This window comes from Streptomyces sp. NPDC055955 (assembly GCF_042270245.1).
GTDB lineage: Bacteria > Actinomycetota > Actinomycetes > Streptomycetales > Streptomycetaceae > Streptomyces.
The window spans coordinates 91,361-107,342 of the sequence record NZ_JBHJYS010000008.1; the positions used below are offsets into that span (position 1 = coordinate 91,361).

The following is a 15,982-nucleotide window of genomic DNA, read 5'->3' on the forward strand; positions in this document are numbered from 1 at the left end:
TCGTGCCCTCGCGCACACACCCGGAGCTTCCGGCTCCGGAACTCCTCACCGATCGGATGGCCGCCCGCCCCAAACCCCCCGGGGCGTGCGGCAAACCGATCAGATCGGCCGCCTCGGAACTACCCCCCCTGTTCCGGGGCGGCCGGCCATTTTCCGCTGGGCCGCCGTTCTGAGCGCCCTGCTCTTCCTCTTCCTCACCTGGCAGATCGCCGCCGGCGGTGCTGTGCGCCGCGCGGACGAACGCCTCGGTGACGTGATCGGATCCAGCTCCGGCCGCCTGCCGCAGCGGGCCGCCGAGCTCCTCGCCGACCTCGGCAACATCACCGTCGCCCTCCCGGTCCTCGCCGCCGTCCTCGGCTACGCCGCCTGGCGCGCCCGCCGCGCCGGCGCGCCCCGCTGGTGGACTCGCCCCGTCACCGCCGCGCTCACGATGGCCGCCGTCCCACTCCTGGTCGTCCCGATCAAGGAGACCGTCGCCCGGACGGGCCCGGCCGTGATGGGACCCGGCACCGGCTTCTACCCGTCGGGACACGCGACGACGGCAGCCGTCGCGTACGGCGCCTGTCTGCTCCTCCTGCTGCCGTACGTACGCGGTGCCTACGTGCGCCGCGAACTCGTCATCGGCTACACCGTCCTGAACGCGGCCGTGGGCCTCGGTCTGGTGCGGCGCGGCTACCACTGGCCGCTGGACGTCGTCGGCGGCTGGTGCCTCTCGGTGGTGCTGCTGTACGCGATGTGCGCGGTGTGGGCGGGCCGGGCGCCGCGCGGCTGACCCGGCCGGCCCGCCGGACTAGTCGTCCCGCGCGAGCCGCGCCGCCGCCTCGTGCATCGCCAGCTCCAGGACGGTCGGGTCGGTGAGGGTGCCCGAGCCGTCGGGCGGGATCAGCCAGCGGACCCCGCCGGCGGCGCGGCCCGGATGGGGATGCGGCACGACGATCCAGGTGCCGCGACCGGCGCCCCGCACCCCTGTGCCGAGCCAGCGGGTGGCCGTGCCGGAGGGCACGAAGAAGCCCATACGGGCGTCACCGAAGTCGGCGAGCACGGGGCCCGGGCGGTCTATGACGCGGGTGAGCACGTCCAGCGTCGGATACCCCAGCTCGCCGGGGAGGATCAGTACGTCCCAGAGCCTGCCCGCGGGAAGGAGCGCGACCCCGAGGGGGTTGCGCTCCCATTCCCAGCGGCAGGCGTCCGGATCAGGCGCCACGGACGCCAGCCACTCGACCGCCGACTTCGCCCCCGAGCCAGTCATGGCGGGACCTCCTCTTCCTGGTACGCAACCGCCGAAAGCTGTGCGTGTCACCAGGGAGAGGAGGCCGGGGCGCGAGCATTACGCGGGTTCGGCCCACGAGTTGTCGCGGACTCGGGTCAGCTGTCGAAGCCGAGGCCCACCTTGTCCATCGCCTTCAGCCACAGGTTGCGCCGGCCGCCGTTGTCGTCGGCGCGCGCCAGGGACCACTTGGTGAGCGCGATCCCGGTGTAGGCGAACGGCTCGGGCGGGAAGGGCAGCGGCTTCGTGCGGACCATCTCCAGTTCCGTGCGCTCCGTGCGCTCGCCGGAGAGCAGGTCGAGCATCACGTCCGCGCCGAAGCGGGTCGCGCCCACGCCGAGGCCGGTGTACCCGGCGGCGTACGCGACGCGGCCCTTGTGGGCCGTACCGAAGAACGCCGAGAAGCGGGAGCACGTGTCGATGGCGCCGCCCCACGCATGGCTGAAGCGCACTCCCTCCAGCTGCGGGAAGCACGTGAAGAACTGGCCGGCGAGTTTCGCGTACGTCTCGGGCCTGTGGTCGTACTCGGCGCGCACCCGGCCGCCGTAGGGATAGATCGCGTCGTAGCCGCCCCACAGGATCCGGTTGTCCGCGGACAGCCGGAAGTAGTGGAACTGGTTGGCCGAGTCGCCGAGGCCCTGGCGGTTCTTCCAGCCGATGGAGGCCAGCTGGTCGTCGGTCAGGGGCTCGGTCATCAGCGCGTAGTCGTAGACCGGGACGGTGTACGCGCGCACGCGCTTGACCAGGGACGGGAAGACGTTCGTGCCGAGCGCGACGTGCTGGGCGAAGACGCGCCCGTAGGGGGTGCGGACCGCGGTCCCGGCGCCGGACGAGGAGAGTTCGAGCGCGGGGGTGTGCTCGTGGATGCGCACGCCGAGGTCGAGGCAGGCCTGCTTGAGGCCCCAGGCGAGCTTGGCGGGGTGCAGCATCGCGACGCCGCGCCGGTCGTACAGGGCGCCGAGGAAGGTCGGCGAGTCGACCTGTTCGCGGGTCGCGTCGGCGTCGAGCAGCTCGGTGCCGCCGGCGAGCCCGGCCTCGGTCAGTTCCTGGTGGAACTCCTGGAGTTCCGTGACCTGGTGCGGCTCGGTGGCCACGTCCAGTTCGCCGGTGCGCTCGAAGTCGCAGTCGATGGAGTAGCGGGCGACCGCGTCCTCGATCGCGTCGAGGTTGCGGTTGCCGAGCTCCTCCAGCTTCCCGATCTCGCCCGGCCAGCGGGCCAGTCCGTTCGCGACGCCGTGGGTGAGGGAGGCGGCACAGAAGCCTCCGTTGCGGCCGGACGCCGCCCAGCCCACCTCCTGCCCTTCGAGCAGGACCACATCGCGCCCGGGGTCGCGCTCCTTGGCGAGGAGCGCGGTCCACAGGCCGCTGTAGCCACCGCCGACGACCAGCAGGTCGCAGCGCTCGTCACCGGTGAGCGCCGGCCGGGCCTCGGGCCTGCCGGGGTCGTCCAGCCAGTAGGACAGCGGCTTGGCGTCCGCCAGTGACTTGATCCAGTCGTTACCACGGTTCATGGCACGTGCGGCCATGATTTCAACTCCCTCAAACTGCCTTGTTCTTACGCTTGCCGACCAGCATCGCGGCAAGGACGAGCAGCACGGCGACGACGAACATCGCCGTACCGATGACATTGATCTGAACGGGCGTGCCGCGCTGCGCCGATCCCCAGACGAACATGGGGAAGGTCACGGTCGAGCCCGCGTTGAAGTTGGTGATGATGAAGTCGTCGAAGGAGAGCGCGAAGGCGAGCAGCGCGCCCGCCGCGATGCCCGGCGCGGCGATCGGCAGGGTGACCCGTACGAAGGTCTGGACGGGACCGGCGTAGAGGTCCTGGGCGGCCTGTTCGAGGCGCGGGTCCATCGACATGACGCGCGCCTTGACGGCCGTCACGACGAAGCTGAGGCAGAACATGATGTGGGCGATCAGGATCGTCCAGAAGCCGAGCTGCGCGCCCATGTTGAGGAAGAGCGTGAGCAGCGAGGCGGCCATGACGACCTCGGGCATCGCCATCGGCAGGAAGATCAGTGAGTTCACGGCGCCGCGGGCGCGGAAGCGGTATCGGACCAGGGCGAAGGCGATCATCGTGCCGAGGACGGTGGCGCCGATCGTCGCCCACAGGGCGATCTGGAGGCTCAGCGACAGTGAGCCGCACATGTCGGCGACGCCGCAGGGGTTCGTCCACGCGTCGAGCGAGAACGCCTGCCACTCGTAGTTGAAGCGCCCCTTCGGCTTGTTGAAGGAGAACACCGTCACGATGACGTTGGGCAGGAGCAGATAGCCGAGGGTGACCAGACCCGCGATGACGACGAGATTGCGGCGCAGCCAGCGTACGAAGGGCATCAGACCAAGTCCTCCGTTCCGGACCGGCGGATATAGACGGTGACCATGATCAGGATCGCGGCCATCAGGATGAAGGAGAGCGCCGCCGCCGTCGGGTAGTCCAGGATGCGCAGGAACTGCGTCTGGATGACGTTGCCGACCATGCGGGTGTCGGTGGAGCCGAGCAGGTCCGCGTTGACGTAGTCACCGGCGGCGGGGATGAAGGTGAGCAGCGTGCCGGAGACGACGCCCGGCATGGACAGCGGGAACGTCACCTTGCGGAAGGTGGTGGCGGGCGTGGCGTACAGGTCGCCCGCGGCCTCGTGCAGCCGTCCGTCGATGCGCTCCAGCGAGGTGTAGAGCGGCAGGATCATGAACGGCAGGAAGTTGTACGTGAGTCCGCAGATCACGGCGAGCGGGGTCGCGAGGACGCGGTCGCCGTCCGTCATGCCGATCCAGCTCGTGACGTCCAGGACGTGCAGGGCGTTCAGCGTGCTGACGACCGGGCCGCTGTCGGACAGGATCGTCTTCCAGGCCAGCGTGCGGATCAGGAAGCTGGTGAAGAACGGCGCGATGACGAGGATGAGGACGACGTTGCGCCAGCGTCCCGCGCGAAAGGCGATGAGGTAGGCCAGCGGGTAGCCGAGCGCCAGGCACAGGATCGTGGCGGCGCCCGCGTACAGCACCGAGCGCAGGAACTGCGGCCAGTAGTCACCGAGCGCGTCCCAGTAGGTCGCGAAGTGCCAGGTGACCTTGAAGCCGTCCTCCAGGGAGCCCGTCTGGATCGACGTCGACGCCTGGTAGACCATCGGCAGGGCGAAGAAGACGACCAGCCACAGGAGGCCGGGCAGCAGCAGCCAGTACGGGACGAGGCGGCCGCGCTTGCGCGGCGGGCGCGCGGTCTTGCCGGCCGGCGCCGCGGGGTTGTCCGCCGGCGCCGCGGGGGTGTCGGTGACGGTCGTCATGCGGCGGCGTCCTCCTCGACCTTCGCGGCGCCCGCCTCGATGTCCTGGGTGGCGTCGAGGCCGAAGGTGTGCGCCGGGTTCCAGTGCAGGACGACCTCGGCGCCGGGGGCGAGCCGGCTGTCGCGCTCGATGTTCTGGGAGTAGACCTCGAAGGCGTCGCAGAGCGGGCTGTCGACGACGTACTGCGTGGAGACGCCGATGAAGCTGCTGTCGGCGACGCGGCCGGTGATGCGGTTGCGGCCGTCGGGTATGGAGCCCGCGTCGTCGGCGTGGGTGAGGGAGATCTTCTCGGGGCGCACGCCGACGAGGACCTTCCCGCCGGTGGTGGTGGCGGCCGTACAGCGGGCGGCGGGCAGGACGAGCTTGCCGTCACCGGCCTTCAGGATGAGGTCCTCGCCACTGCGGCCCGCCACCTCGGCCTCGATGAAGTTCGACGTGCCGAGGAAGTTGGCGACGAACGTGGAGCCCGGGTTCTCGTACAGGTCGGCCGGGGCGCCCAGCTGTTCGACGCGGCCCGCGTTCATCACGGCGACGGTGTCGGCCATGGTCATGGCCTCCTCCTGGTCGTGCGTGACATGGACGAACGTGATGCCCACCTCGGTCTGGATGCGCTTGAGTTCGAGCTGCATCTGGCGGCGCAGCTTGAGGTCGAGAGCGCCCAGCGGCTCGTCGAGGAGCAGCACCTTGGGGTGGTTGATCAGGGCGCGCGCCACGGCGACGCGCTGCTGCTGGCCGCCGGAGAGCTGGTGCGGCTTCTTGCGGGCCTGCTCGCCGAGCTGGACCAGGTCGAGCATCTCACCGACCTGCTTCTTCACGGACTTGATGCCGCGTCGGCGCAGGCCGAAGGCGACGTTCTCGAAGATGTCGAGGTGCGGGAAGAGCGCGTACGACTGGAAGACGGTGTTCACCGGGCGCTTGTAGGGAGGCAGCGCGGTGACGTCCTGGTCGCCGAGCATGACCGTGCCGGAGCTGGGCTCCTCGAGCCCCGCGATCATCCGCAGGGTCGTGGTCTTGCCGCAGCCCGAGGCGCCGAGGAGGGCGAAGAAGGAGCCCTGCGGCACGGTCAGGTCCAGCGGCTTGACGGCGGTGAAGGAGCCGTAGGTCTTGCTGATCCCGGCAAGGCGGACGTCGCCGCCGTGGTCTGTCGTCATGGTGCAGTCCAGGGAGTCGTGGGGTCAGGGGGCTCGGTGCTGCGGTTCTCACGCGCCGGTGAGCTGGGCGAACTTCTCCTCGAACGCCTTGTCTTCCTTGGACGTGAGCGAGCGGAAGCCGTGCGCCTTGGCACTCATGGTCTTGTCGGGAACGATCAGCGGGTCGTTCGCGATCTTCTTGTCGATCTTGGCGAGTTCGGGCTTCACGCCGTCGACGGGGGTGACGTAGTTGATCCAGGCGGCCAGCTCGGCGGCGACCGGAGGCTCGTAGTAGTAGTCGATGAGCCGTTCGGCGTTCGTCTTGTGACGGGCCTTGTTGGGGATCAGCATGTTGTCCGTCCCGTACATGAAGCCGCTGTCGGGGATGTGGAACTTGATGTCGGGGTTGTCCACCTGGAGTTGCACGATGTCGCCCGACCAGGCGAGACAGGCCGCGAGGTCGCCCTTGCTCAGGTCGGAGATGTAGTCGTTGCCGGTGAAGCGGCGGACCTGCTTGCTGTCGACGGCCTTCTGCATCCGGGCTATCGCCGCGTCGAAGTCGTCGGCGGTGAAGGTGCCCGGGTCCTTGCCCATGTCGAGCAGCATCATCCCGACGGTGTCGCGCATCTCGGAGAGCAGGCCGACCTTGCCCTTCAGCTTGGGGTCGTCGAGCAGCTGCGAGACCGAGGTGACCTCCCGGCCGTTCGTGGCCTTGGTGTTGTACGCGACGACCACGGCGATGCCCTGCCACGGGTACGAGTAGGCCCGGCCCGGGTCCCAGTCGGGGCTGCGGAACTGGGAGGACAGGTTGGCGTACGCGTGGGGCAGGTTGGCGGGGTCGAGCTTCTGGACCCAGCCGAAGCGGATCAGCCGCGCGGCCAGCCAGTCGGTCAGGACGATGATGTCCCGGCCGGTGTCCTGGCCCGCCGCGAGCTGGGGCTTGATCTTGCCGAAGAACTCGACGTTGTCGTTGATGTCCTCGGTGTACTTGACCTGGATCCCGGTGCGCTTGGTGAACGCGTCCAGGGTGGGCCGGTGCTTCTCGTCGTCGCTGAGGTCGATGTACTCGGTCCAGTTGGAGAAGTTGACCACCTTCTCCTTGTCCGAGTGGTCCTCGGACGAGACGCCGCCCTGGGTCTTGCTCGCCGCGGGGATGCCGCAGGCGCTCAGCGACCCGATCCCGCCGACGGCGAGCGCGCCGCCCGCGGAGGCGCGCAGCAGGGAACGGCGGGTCATGGCCGCCCTGCCGTTGCGGAAACTGCGCCGCATGGCGGCGAGTTGTACCGGGGACAGGCTGTCGGGCTCGTACTGCTCCATGCGCTTGGATGCCCTTTCGGGAGGGTCCCTTGCGGGAGGGTGTGCGGCCGCCCTGTGGGCGGCCCGATGACTATCGGTCCCCGAAGATCGTGCGGTGCCAGTCCTTGCGGGCGACCGCGGTGTTGTCGAACATGACGTGCTTGATCTGCGTGTACTCCTCGAAGGAGTAGGCAGACATGTCCTTGCCGAAGCCGGACGCCTTGTAGCCGCCGTGCGGCATCTCGCTGAGGATCGGGATGTGGTCGTTGACCCAGACGCAGCCCGCCTTGATGTCGCGGGTGGCGCGGTTCGCCCGGAACACGTCCCTCGTCCAGGCCGAGGCGGCCAGGCCGTAGGGGGTGTCGTTGGCGAGGCGGATGCCTTCGTCGTCGCTGTCGAAGGGCAGCACGACGAGCACCGGGCCGAAGATCTCGGCCTGGACGATCTCACTGTCCTGGGCGGCGTCCGCGACGAGGGTCGGCCGGTAGTACGCGCCCTTCTCGAGGTCGCCCCGGGGGACGACGCCGCCGGCGACCACGCGCGCGTAGGAGCGGGCCCGGTCGACGAATCCGGCGACGCGGTCGCGCTGGGCGTGCGAGATCAGGGGACCGAGGTCGGTGTCCGGGGCGAACGGGTCACCGACCCGGATGCCCTCCATGAGGTCCGCCACGCCCTGCACGAAGGCGTCGTAGAGGGGGCGTTGCACGTACGCGCGCGTGGCGGCGGTGCAGTCCTGGCCCGTGTTGATGAGGGCGCCCGCGACCGCGCCGTGCACGGCGGCCTCCAGGTCGGCGTCGTCGAACACGACGAACGGCGCCTTGCCGCCGAGCTCCAGGTGCAGCCGCTTCACGGTGGAGGTGGCGATCTCGGCGACACGCTTGCCGACGCCCGTCGACCCGGTGAAGGAGGTCATGGCGACATCGGGGTGGGCGACGAGGTGCTCGCCGGCGTCCCTGCCCGCGCCCGTGACGATGTTGACGACACCGTCGGGGATGCCCGCCTCTGTCGCGGCCTGCGCGAACAGGAGGGAGGTGAGCGGGGTCAGCTCGGCGGGCTTGAGCACGATGGTGTTGCCCGCCGCGATCGCCGGGAGGACCTTCCAGGCGGCCATCTGGAGCGGGTAGTTCCAGGGAGCGATGGACCCGACGACACCGATGGCCTCGCGCCGCACGTACGAGGTGTGGTCGCCGCTGTACTCGCCGGCGGACTGGCCCTGGAGATGCCGGGCGGCGCCCGCGAAGAACGCGGTGTTGTCGACGGTCCCGGGGACGTCGAACTCGCGGCTCAGCTTGAGGGGCTTGCCGCACTGCAGGGACTCGGCCTGGGCGAGGTCCTCGGCGCGCTCGGCCAGGACTCCCGCGAAGCGGTGCATCGCGTCGGAGCGCTCGCCGGGGGTGGCGCCGGCCCAGCCGGGGAAGGCCTCGCGGGCGGCCTCGACGGCGGCGTCGACGTCCTCGGTGCCGGCCAGTTCGTACGTGTAGACGTCCTGGCCCGTGGCCGGGTCGACGACTGCGTGGGTGCGGCCGGATGTGCCCTTGGTGAGGCGGCCCGCGATGTACTGGGCGCCGTCGGCGAACCGGTCCTGGGCCTGGAAGCGGGTGCTGTTGCCAGGGTTGTGCATTATCGCTCTCCTCCGCCGGAGCCCCGTCACGCGGGGCCGGCGTAGCTCCAGCTCGATTTGAGTGCCGATCCTGGCAGAGGCGATGTACCGCAACAAGTGATTCCGTTGTTGCCTTTTGGTTACGCGACGGAATCTGTCGACCAGGTGTCGAGTCCCCCCGAAAAACCAAGGACGGAGTGTCCGTGGTGCGTGCCAGACTCGCGTGCATGGGGAAGATCGACAAGCCTGAGGGGAACGCGACCATCCACGATCGGGACTCGCTGGTCAGGGCCGTGGAAGCGGGTGTACGGGTCAAGTACCTGTACTTCTGGGGGCACACACCGCGGGCGGACGGCACGATCGGGGCGAGCTGCCTCAGTCAGTGGTGGGTGGCGCCGTTCACGGTGGACGGGGTCGAGTACGCGACGGCCGAGCACTGGATGATGGCCGCGAAGGCCCGGCTGTTCGGGGACGCGGAGGCCGAGCGCAGAGCCGTCGGGGCGGCGCATCCCTCGCAGGCCAAGAAGGCGGGGCGCCTCGTGCGCGGCTTCGACGAGGACACCTGGGCGCGCGAGCGGTTCGGGATCGTCGTCGAGGGCAGCGTGCACAAGTTCGCGGCGCACGCGGATCTGCGGGAGTTCCTGCTCGGGACGGGCGAGCACGTCCTGGTCGAGGCGAGCCCGCTCGACCGCGTGTGGGGCATCGGACTCGCGGCCGACGCGGAGGCCGCCGGCGACCCCCGGCGGTGGCGGGGGCCCAATCTGCTCGGGTTCGCGCTGATGGCGGCGCGTGAGCGACTGGCGGACCGGGCCTGACGGCCCGGCCCGGTCCCGCCCCCGTTGCCGGTGTCCGACAGGCGGTGTTCTACAGGACGGCGTCCTGCAACAGGGATGCGGAGTAGCCGCTGTCGTCGCTGCTGTCGCTGCCGCTCGACGAGCCGCTGTCGGCGATGACGAAGAACATCAGGACCAGCGCGAGCACCAGACCGCCGATGCCGCAGATCACTCCGGCCAGCGCCTGGCCACGGTTCGTGGCCTCGCCCCGCGTCGCCTTCGCGCGACCGATGGCGCCGAAGATGATGGCGAGGATCCCGACCACGATCGCGATCGGCCACAGGATGAAGCCGACGGCCGAGATGATCCCGAGCGTCAGAGCGGCGACGCCCATGCCGTTCGCGGGGCGTGGCTGCATCCCGGGCCAGCCGTAGCCGGGACCTCCGTAGGGCATCGGGGCCGGGCCGGTCGCCGCGTGGCGTCCGTAGCCGTACGCGGCGGCCGGGTGGCCGTAGTGCATCTGCCCGGGCCCGTCGGGCGAGACGGGCGGCGGGGGCACGGGTTCCCCGGGCGGCGCGAAGGGGTTGGCCCCCGGTGCCCAGGGGGCCCCGGCCTGCGTCGCCGGGTAGCCGGGGGGTATCGCATAAGGGGCACCCGGCGGCTGGGCGTACGGGTAAGGGTGCTGCGGCTGTGGCGACCAGGGCCCGGGGGCCGGCGCGGAGCCCTGGGAGGGCGGAGCGAACGGGTTGTACGGCTCGCCGGGCGGAGTGGGTGAGGACGGGGACGACGGCGCGGCGAAGGCGTCCACCTGCGTCTCGGCATGGGGCGGCGGCGTGAACGGGTCCACCGGCGTCTCCCCCAGCGACGGCGGGGCGAACGGATGCGCGGGCGCCGGACCGGCGGGACCGGCGGCATTCCGCGGCACCCCGTCCCGCGGGCCCGGGTCCGCCGGGGCCGCCCACGGGTCCGTCTCCCGTTTCCCCAGCGACACCCTGCCCTCGGGCGCGTCCCCCGCTCCCCGGTCCCCCGTCCCGCGCTCCGGCGAAGGGGCCGGACCGTCGGCGCCCTCGGCGCCCTCTCTGCCCTCTGTGTCCTCGGACATCGCTCGCTCGTCCCCTTCTTCTCCCACCCAGACGTCCCGTCATGCTACGGCCGCCGCCGGGGCACGGCCGGGGCACGCCTACGATGACTGCGACCCACCGATCAGCCGATCAACCAAGTTCCTGGGGAGGAATCCGTGACCGATCTGCATGCCTTCATCGCCGGACTGCCGAAGGCAGAGCTGCATGTGCACCACGTCGGCTCGGCGTCCCCCCGGATCGTCTCCACCCTCGCGGCCCGCCACCCGGACTCCAAGGTCCCCACGGACCCCGAGGCGCTGGCCGACTACTTCACGTTCACGGACTTCGCGCACTTCATCGACGTATACCTCTCGGTCGTCGACCTCGTGCGCACTCCCGAGGACGTCCGCCTCCTCACCTTCGAGGTCGCGCGGGACATGGCCCGGCAGAACGTTCGCTACGCCGAGCTGACCATCACCCCGTACTCCTCCGTCCGCCGCGGCATCGACGAGTACGCCTTCATGGAGGCGATCGAGGACGCCCGCAAGGCGGCCGAGGCAGAGTTCGGCACCGTGCTGCGCTGGTGCTTCGACATCCCCGGCGAGGCGGGGCTCGAGTCCGCCGAGGAGACCGTGCGGCTCGCGACCACCGACACGATCCGCCCGGAGGGCCTGGTCTCCTTCGGGCTCGGCGGACCCGAAATCGGCGTGCCGCGCCCCCAGTTCAAGCCCTACTTCGACCGCGCGATCGCCGCGGGCCTGCACTCCGTGCCGCACGCGGGCGAGACGACGGGCCCGGAGACGGTCTGGGACGCGCTGGTCCACCTCGGCGCCGAACGCATCGGCCACGGCACGACGTCCGCCCAGGACCCGAAGCTCCTCGCCCACCTCGCCGAGCACCGCATCCCGCTCGAGGTCTGCCCGACGTCGAACATCGCGACGCGTGCCGTGAAGACCCTCGAGGAGCACCCCATCAGGCAGTTCGTCGACGCCGGGGTCGTCGTCACCGTCAACTCCGACGACCCGCCGATGTTCGGCACGGACCTCAACACCGAGTACGCCGTGGCCGCCCGCCTCCTCGACCTCGACGAGCGGGGCGTGGCCGCGCTCGCCAGGAACGCGGTGGACGCGTCGTTCCTCGACGAGCCGGGCAAGGCCCGCATCGCCGCGGAGATCGACACCTACACGGACACGTGGCTCGCCCGGGCATGACCGGCTGACCACAATGGGGCCATGCGTACCGTGACTGCCGTGGCCCACCGGGGTGACCCCTACCGCGTCCGTGAGAACACCCTCGCCTCCCTTCGCTCCGCGCTGGAGCAGGGGGCGGACGCGGTCGAGATCGACGTCCGTCTGACCCGGGACGGCGTGCCCGTGCTGCTGCACGACTCCACGCTCAAGCGGCTGTGGGACCACGACCGCCCGCTCTCCGCGCTCTCGTACGACGAGGTGCGCGGCGTCACCGCGGGCGGCGTGCCCACCCTCGAACAGGCCCTTGAGGTGCTGGCCGAGCGGCGGGTGATGGTGGACCTGCCGGACGCGGACGCGCGCACGGTCCGTACGGTCGTCGGCGCCGTCCGTGACTGCGGCGCCGACGAGCGTGCCTACTACTGCGCGGGCGCGGAGACGATGCTGGCGGTGCGGCGCGCGGACCCGGCCGCCGAGATCGCGCTGACCTGGACGTCGCTGGCCCCGCCGCGGCCCGGCGTGCTCGAAGCGATCAGGCCCGCCTGGCTCAACTACCGCTTCCCGCTGGTCGGTCGGGAGCTGACGGCCCAGGTGCACCGTCAGGGCCTGCTGGTCTCCGCGTGGACCCCGGACACGAAGTCGGCGATGCGGCGTCTGCTCGACCTCGGCGTCGACTCGATCACGACGAACCGCATCGACGTCCTGCGCGGGCTGCGCGGCGCCTGATCGCCCGGCCCCCGCACGACCTGTCGCGGGGGCCTCGGCATGGTGGCGATCAAGCGCTGACCTGCCCGCCTGCACCCGTCCGAGCGACGTTAGCCTGTTCGAGTGGCGCATCTCACGTCGCGGCTCTAGCGTCGGAACGAGCACCACGGGGCCCAGAGCCCCCCGATCGGCCGGGAGCTTACTTTGCGGAGCAACACACTGAAGGCAGCGCTCGCACTCTGTGCCACCGCGTCCCTCGCAGCAGCCATGGCGCCGGCCTCCGCCTCCGCCGCGGCGCCGAAGCCGCAGCATGGGACCGGCGGCCCCGTGATCGTCAGCTGCACCTGGCAGCCCCAGGTGCGCCCCACGGACTTCCTGCTCGCGTGCGGGGACGGCAACAGCCGCCTCACCTCGCTCCACTGGTCGCAATGGGGCCCGAGCAAGGCGGTGGCCACGGGCACGAGCTGGGTGAACGACTGCAAGCCGTACTGCGCCGCGGGCAAGTTCCGCTCGTACCGCGTCACGGTCCGCCTCGACCACCCGCAGTCCTGGACCAAGCACCAGGACACCCAGCACTACTCCCGCATCACGCTCACCTACCCGAACGGCCACCCGGAGGCGTTCCAGCAGGTCACGACCACTCCGCTGTGGAACTGACCGGGCCGGAACCGACCGGCCCGCCCGCACCGCCCTGCGAACTCACAACCCCGCGATCGTGTTCCACCGCTTGGCGAGTTCCGGGCGCTCCTCGGACGTGATGTCGCGCGCGATCGCGAGCCGTCGTCGCATCGTGTCGTCGGGGAAGATCAGCGGGTCCTCGGCGAGTGCCGCGGTGTCCTTGTCCTTCGAGTCGGCGAGGATCTCGCGGGCGGCCGGCACGGGGCTCACGTAGTTGACCCATGCGGCCAGCTCTGCGGCGACCTCCGGCCGGTAGTAGTAGTCGATGAGGGTCTCGGCGTTGCGCTTGTGGTCGGCGAGGTTGGGGATCATCAGCGACTCGGCCCACAGCTCGCCGCCCTCCTCGGGCACGACGAACTCGATGTCTGGGTCGTCGGCCTTGAGCTGGATGACGTCACCGCTGTAGGCCTGGCAGGCGAGGACGTCGCCGCTGGAGAGGTCCTTGATGTAGTCGTTGCCGGTGAAGCGGCGGATGTGATGGCTCTTGACGAGCTTCTCGACCTGGTCGCACACGCGGTGGAAGTCGTCCGGGGTCCACCGGGTGATGTCGACGCCGTTGCCCTGCATGAGCAGAGCGAACGACTCGTCGAGCCCGGACAGCAGCGTGACCTTGCCCTTGAGGTCGGCCGCCCACAGGTCGGACACGTGCTTGATCTCGCGCCCGACCCTGCGCTTGTTGTACGCGATGCCGGTGATACCCGACTGCCACGGCACGGTGTACTTGCGGCCGGGGTCGAAGTGCGGTGAACGCAGCAGCGGGTCGAGGTACTTGGCGACGTGCGGCTGCCGGGCACGGTCCATCTCCTGGACCCAGCCGAGCGTCACGAACTTGGCGCACATCCAGTCGCTGATGACGATGAGGTCCCGGCCAGTCTTCTGATGGTTCATCAGGGACGGGCTGATCTTGCCGAAGAACTCGTCGTTGTCGTTGATCTCCTCGATGTACTTGACGTCGATCCCGGACTGCTTGCCGAAGGCGTCGAGCGTGGGCCGCTTCGACGGATCGTCGTCGTCGACGTCGATGTAGAGCGGCCAGTTGGCGAAGACGAGTCGCTTGTCGCTGCCGGAGCGGTCGGTCGCGGCGCGGTCCCCCGGCGCGACGTAGGCGGCGGGCACACCGCATCCCGAGGCGAGCGCGCCGACCGCCGCGGCCGTGGCACCTCCGCCCAGGGCGCGCATCAGGGAACGGCGGGACAGGGACGGCTTGAGGTTCATCGGGGTCGCTCGCACGTGAGCAGGATGCCCGCGGCCGGCCGGGCCGGACAATGGACGCTGCGTCAAGCCGACGGGGTGAGAGCCGACACACTGTCGATCACCCGGCGCCCCGCCGATCACCCGCCTGCCCCGGACACGCGACCGCCCCCGCGCGGCCGGAGCCACGCGGGGGCGGGTGGTGCGGGTCGGTACCGCCGATCAGCCCTCGATCGACGTCATGACGTGCTTGATGCGCGTGTAGTCGTCGAAGCCGTACGCCGACAGGTCCTTGCCGTAGCCGGACTTCTTGAAGCCGCCGTGCGGCATCTCGGCGACCAGCGGGATGTGGGTGTTGATCCACACACAGCCGAAGTCGAGGATCTTGGACATGCGCATCGCGCGCGCGTGGTCCTTCGTCCAGACCGAGGAGGCCAGCGCGTACTCCACGCCGTTCGCCCACTCGACGGCCTGCGCCTCGTCCGCGAAGGACTGGACGGTGATGACCGGGCCGAAGACCTCGTTCTGGATGATCTCGTCGTCCTGCTTGACGCCCGAGACGACGGTCGGGGCGTAGAAGTAGCCCTTGTCGCCGACACGGTGGCCGCCGGCCTCGACCTTCGCGTGCGCGGGCAGGCGCTCGATGAAGCCGGTGACCTGGGCGAGCTGGTTCGGGTTGTTGAGAGGCCCGTAGAGCACGTCCTCGTCGTCCGGCTGACCGGTCTTCGTGTCGGCCGCCGCCTTGGCGAGGGCCTGGACGAACTCGTCGTGGATGGACTCGTGGACGAGGACGCGGGTGGCGGCCGTGCAGTCCTGGCCCGCGTTGAAGAAGCCCGCCGTCGAGATGTCCTCGACGGCCTTGGCGATGTCGGTGTCCTCGAAGACGACGACCGGGGCCTTGCCGCCGAGCTCCAGGTGGACGCGCTTGACGTCCTTGGCGGCGGACTCGGCCACCGAGATGCCGGCGCGCACGGAGCCGGTGATGGAGGCCATCGCCGGGGTCTTGTGCTCGACCATCGCGCGGCCGGTCTCGCGGTCACCGCAGATGACGTTGAAGACGCCCTTGGGGACGATGGAGCCGATGATCTCGGCGATCAGAACCGTGGAGGCCGGGGTGGTGTCCGACGGCTTCAGGACGACCGTGTTGCCCGCGGCGAGCGCCGGGGCGAACTTCCACACGGCCATCATCATCGGGTAGTTCCACGGCGCGACCTGGGCGCAGACGCCGATGGGCTCGCGGCGGATGATCGAGGTCAGGCCCTCCATGTACTCGCCGGCCGAGCGGCCCTCGAGCATGCGCGCCGCACCCGCGAAGAAGCGGATCTGGTCGACCATGGGCGGGATTTCCTCGGACCGGGTCAGGCCGGTCGGCTTGCCGGTGTTCTCGACCTCGGCGGCGATGAGCTCCTCGGCCCGCTCCTCGAACGCGTCCGCGATCTTGAGGAGGGCCTTCTGGCGCTCACTGGGGGTGAGGTCGCGCCAGGCGGGGAACGCGGCCGCGGCGGCGGCCATGGCGGCGTCCACGTCGGCGTCGCCGGACAGGGGGGCGGTTGCGTACGCCTCACCGTTGGCCGGGTTGACCACCTCGGTGGTCCGTCCGTCGGCGGCGTCCCGGAACTCACCGTCGATGTAATTGCGCAGACGACGCAGCTCGCTGGTCACTGAGGCGGCCCTCCTGGTCGGATGTCCATTGGATGAGATACCACCCTAATCCGTAGTCCCACGCTTTCAACACCCCCCGCCCCGCCAGATCTGCGAAATCCGTGAACATCGAGCCCTCAAACAACGAATTTCATCGCTTCGGGCTTGCACA

At 70.3% G+C, this 15,982-nt stretch carries 15 protein-coding genes; 5 read left to right on the forward strand and 10 right to left on the reverse strand.

From position 1 onward, the window contains the following. Positions 1-85 precede the first annotated feature (85 nt). Positions 86-772, forward strand: coding sequence for a phosphatase PAP2 family protein (locus ACFC96_RS18025; RefSeq protein ID WP_376613090.1), 687 nt, complete (start codon positions 86-88; stop codon positions 770-772). Positions 773-790: 18 nt separating this feature from the next. Here the strand turns inward: ACFC96_RS18025 and ACFC96_RS18030 are convergent, their stop codons facing one another. The 7 genes from ACFC96_RS18030 to ACFC96_RS18060 form a co-directional block, all read right to left on the reverse strand. Further along, positions 791-1,249, reverse strand: a complete 459-nt coding sequence (locus tag ACFC96_RS18030) for a hypothetical protein (protein WP_376259084.1) — start codon at positions 1,247-1,249, stop codon at positions 791-793. 116 nt (positions 1,250-1,365) lie between these two features. After that, positions 1,366-2,793 carry an NAD(P)/FAD-dependent oxidoreductase gene (locus ACFC96_RS18035; protein ID WP_376613091.1) on the reverse strand — a complete coding sequence of 476 codons (1,428 nt, stop codon included), beginning with the start codon at positions 2,791-2,793 and terminating at the stop codon, positions 1,366-1,368. A 13-nt stretch (positions 2,794-2,806) separates the two neighbouring features. Then, positions 2,807-3,604, reverse strand: coding sequence for an ABC transporter permease (locus ACFC96_RS18040; RefSeq protein WP_376259087.1), 798 nt, complete (start codon positions 3,602-3,604; stop codon positions 2,807-2,809). Further along, complete coding sequence (locus ACFC96_RS18045) at positions 3,604-4,548, reverse strand: ABC transporter permease (protein ID WP_376259089.1); 945 nt, start codon at positions 4,546-4,548, stop codon at positions 3,604-3,606. The genes ACFC96_RS18040 and ACFC96_RS18045 overlap by 1 nt, the downstream gene beginning before the upstream one ends. Then, the gene (locus ACFC96_RS18050; protein WP_376259091.1) at positions 4,545-5,699 is read right to left on the reverse strand and encodes an ABC transporter ATP-binding protein; all 1,155 of its coding nucleotides are present in this window, start codon (positions 5,697-5,699) and stop codon (positions 4,545-4,547) included. The genes ACFC96_RS18045 and ACFC96_RS18050 overlap by 4 nt, the downstream gene beginning before the upstream one ends. A gap of 48 nt (positions 5,700-5,747) precedes the next feature. Then, a complete protein-coding gene (locus tag ACFC96_RS18055) occupies positions 5,748-6,995 on the reverse strand; it encodes a spermidine/putrescine ABC transporter substrate-binding protein (protein ID WP_376259094.1) in 1,248 nt (415 codons plus the stop codon). 70 nt (positions 6,996-7,065) lie between these two features. Next, complete coding sequence (locus ACFC96_RS18060) at positions 7,066-8,595, reverse strand: gamma-aminobutyraldehyde dehydrogenase (protein WP_376613093.1); 1,530 nt, start codon at positions 8,593-8,595, stop codon at positions 7,066-7,068. Positions 8,596-8,801: 206 nt separating this feature from the next. Between ACFC96_RS18060 and ACFC96_RS18065 the strand changes: the two genes are divergently transcribed. Next, positions 8,802-9,389 (forward strand): NADAR family protein, encoded by a 588-nt coding sequence (locus ACFC96_RS18065; protein WP_376613095.1) that lies wholly within the window; start codon positions 8,802-8,804, stop codon positions 9,387-9,389. A 49-nt stretch (positions 9,390-9,438) separates the two neighbouring features. Here ACFC96_RS18065 and ACFC96_RS18070 read toward each other — a convergent pair whose 3' ends face one another. Then, on the reverse strand, positions 9,439-10,449 hold the full coding sequence (locus ACFC96_RS18070; RefSeq protein WP_376613097.1) for a hypothetical protein: 1,011 nt from the start codon (positions 10,447-10,449) through the stop codon (positions 9,439-9,441). Between the two features lie 135 nt (positions 10,450-10,584). On the opposite strand from ACFC96_RS18070, the gene ACFC96_RS18075 reads away from it, so the two are divergent. The 3 genes from ACFC96_RS18075 (at position 10,585) to ACFC96_RS18085 (ending at position 12,957) form a co-directional block, all read left to right on the forward strand. After that, on the forward strand, positions 10,585-11,619 hold the full coding sequence (locus ACFC96_RS18075; RefSeq protein ID WP_376259102.1) for an adenosine deaminase: 1,035 nt from the start codon (positions 10,585-10,587) through the stop codon (positions 11,617-11,619). A gap of 21 nt (positions 11,620-11,640) precedes the next feature. Continuing rightward, on the forward strand, positions 11,641-12,321 hold the full coding sequence (locus ACFC96_RS18080; RefSeq protein WP_376613099.1) for a glycerophosphodiester phosphodiesterase: 681 nt from the start codon (positions 11,641-11,643) through the stop codon (positions 12,319-12,321). A 183-nt stretch (positions 12,322-12,504) separates the two neighbouring features. Further along, positions 12,505-12,957, forward strand: a complete 453-nt coding sequence (locus ACFC96_RS18085; protein ID WP_376613101.1) for a hypothetical protein — start codon at positions 12,505-12,507, stop codon at positions 12,955-12,957. A 42-nt stretch (positions 12,958-12,999) separates the two neighbouring features. Here the strand turns inward: ACFC96_RS18085 and ACFC96_RS18090 are convergent, their stop codons facing one another. Both ACFC96_RS18090 and ACFC96_RS18095 read right to left on the reverse strand, forming a co-directional pair. Then, positions 13,000-14,193, reverse strand: a complete 1,194-nt coding sequence (locus tag ACFC96_RS18090; RefSeq protein WP_376613271.1) for a spermidine/putrescine ABC transporter substrate-binding protein — start codon at positions 14,191-14,193, stop codon at positions 13,000-13,002. 198 nt (positions 14,194-14,391) lie between these two features. After that, positions 14,392-15,831, reverse strand: coding sequence for a gamma-aminobutyraldehyde dehydrogenase (locus ACFC96_RS18095; RefSeq protein ID WP_227297499.1), 1,440 nt, complete (start codon positions 15,829-15,831; stop codon positions 14,392-14,394). Between the last annotated feature and the right edge of the window lie 151 nt (positions 15,832-15,982).

Coding starts and splice junctions, on each gene's coding strand:
- ACFC96_RS18030 (WP_376259084.1), bottom strand. CDS start 1,249: ATGACTGGCTCGGGGGCGAAGTCGGCGGTCGAGTGGCTGGCGTCCGTG.
- ACFC96_RS18035 (WP_376613091.1), bottom strand. CDS start 2,793: ATGGCCGCACGTGCCATGAACCGTGGTAACGACTGGATCAAGTCACTG.
- ACFC96_RS18040 (WP_376259087.1), bottom strand. CDS start 3,604: ATGCCCTTCGTACGCTGGCTGCGCCGCAATCTCGTCGTCATCGCGGGT.
- ACFC96_RS18045 (WP_376259089.1), bottom strand. CDS start 4,548: ATGACGACCGTCACCGACACCCCCGCGGCGCCGGCGGACAACCCCGCG.
- ACFC96_RS18050 (WP_376259091.1), bottom strand. CDS start 5,699: ATGACGACAGACCACGGCGGCGACGTCCGCCTTGCCGGGATCAGCAAG.
- ACFC96_RS18055 (WP_376259094.1), bottom strand. CDS start 6,995: ATGGAGCAGTACGAGCCCGACAGCCTGTCCCCGGTACAACTCGCCGCC.
- ACFC96_RS18060 (WP_376613093.1), bottom strand. CDS start 8,595: ATGCACAACCCTGGCAACAGCACCCGCTTCCAGGCCCAGGACCGGTTC.
- ACFC96_RS18065 (WP_376613095.1), top strand. CDS start 8,802: ATGGGGAAGATCGACAAGCCTGAGGGGAACGCGACCATCCACGATCGG.
- ACFC96_RS18070 (WP_376613097.1), bottom strand. CDS start 10,449: ATGTCCGAGGACACAGAGGGCAGAGAGGGCGCCGAGGGCGCCGACGGT.
- ACFC96_RS18080 (WP_376613099.1), top strand. CDS start 11,641: ATGCGTACCGTGACTGCCGTGGCCCACCGGGGTGACCCCTACCGCGTC.
- ACFC96_RS18090 (WP_376613271.1), bottom strand. CDS start 14,193: ATGAACCTCAAGCCGTCCCTGTCCCGCCGTTCCCTGATGCGCGCCCTG.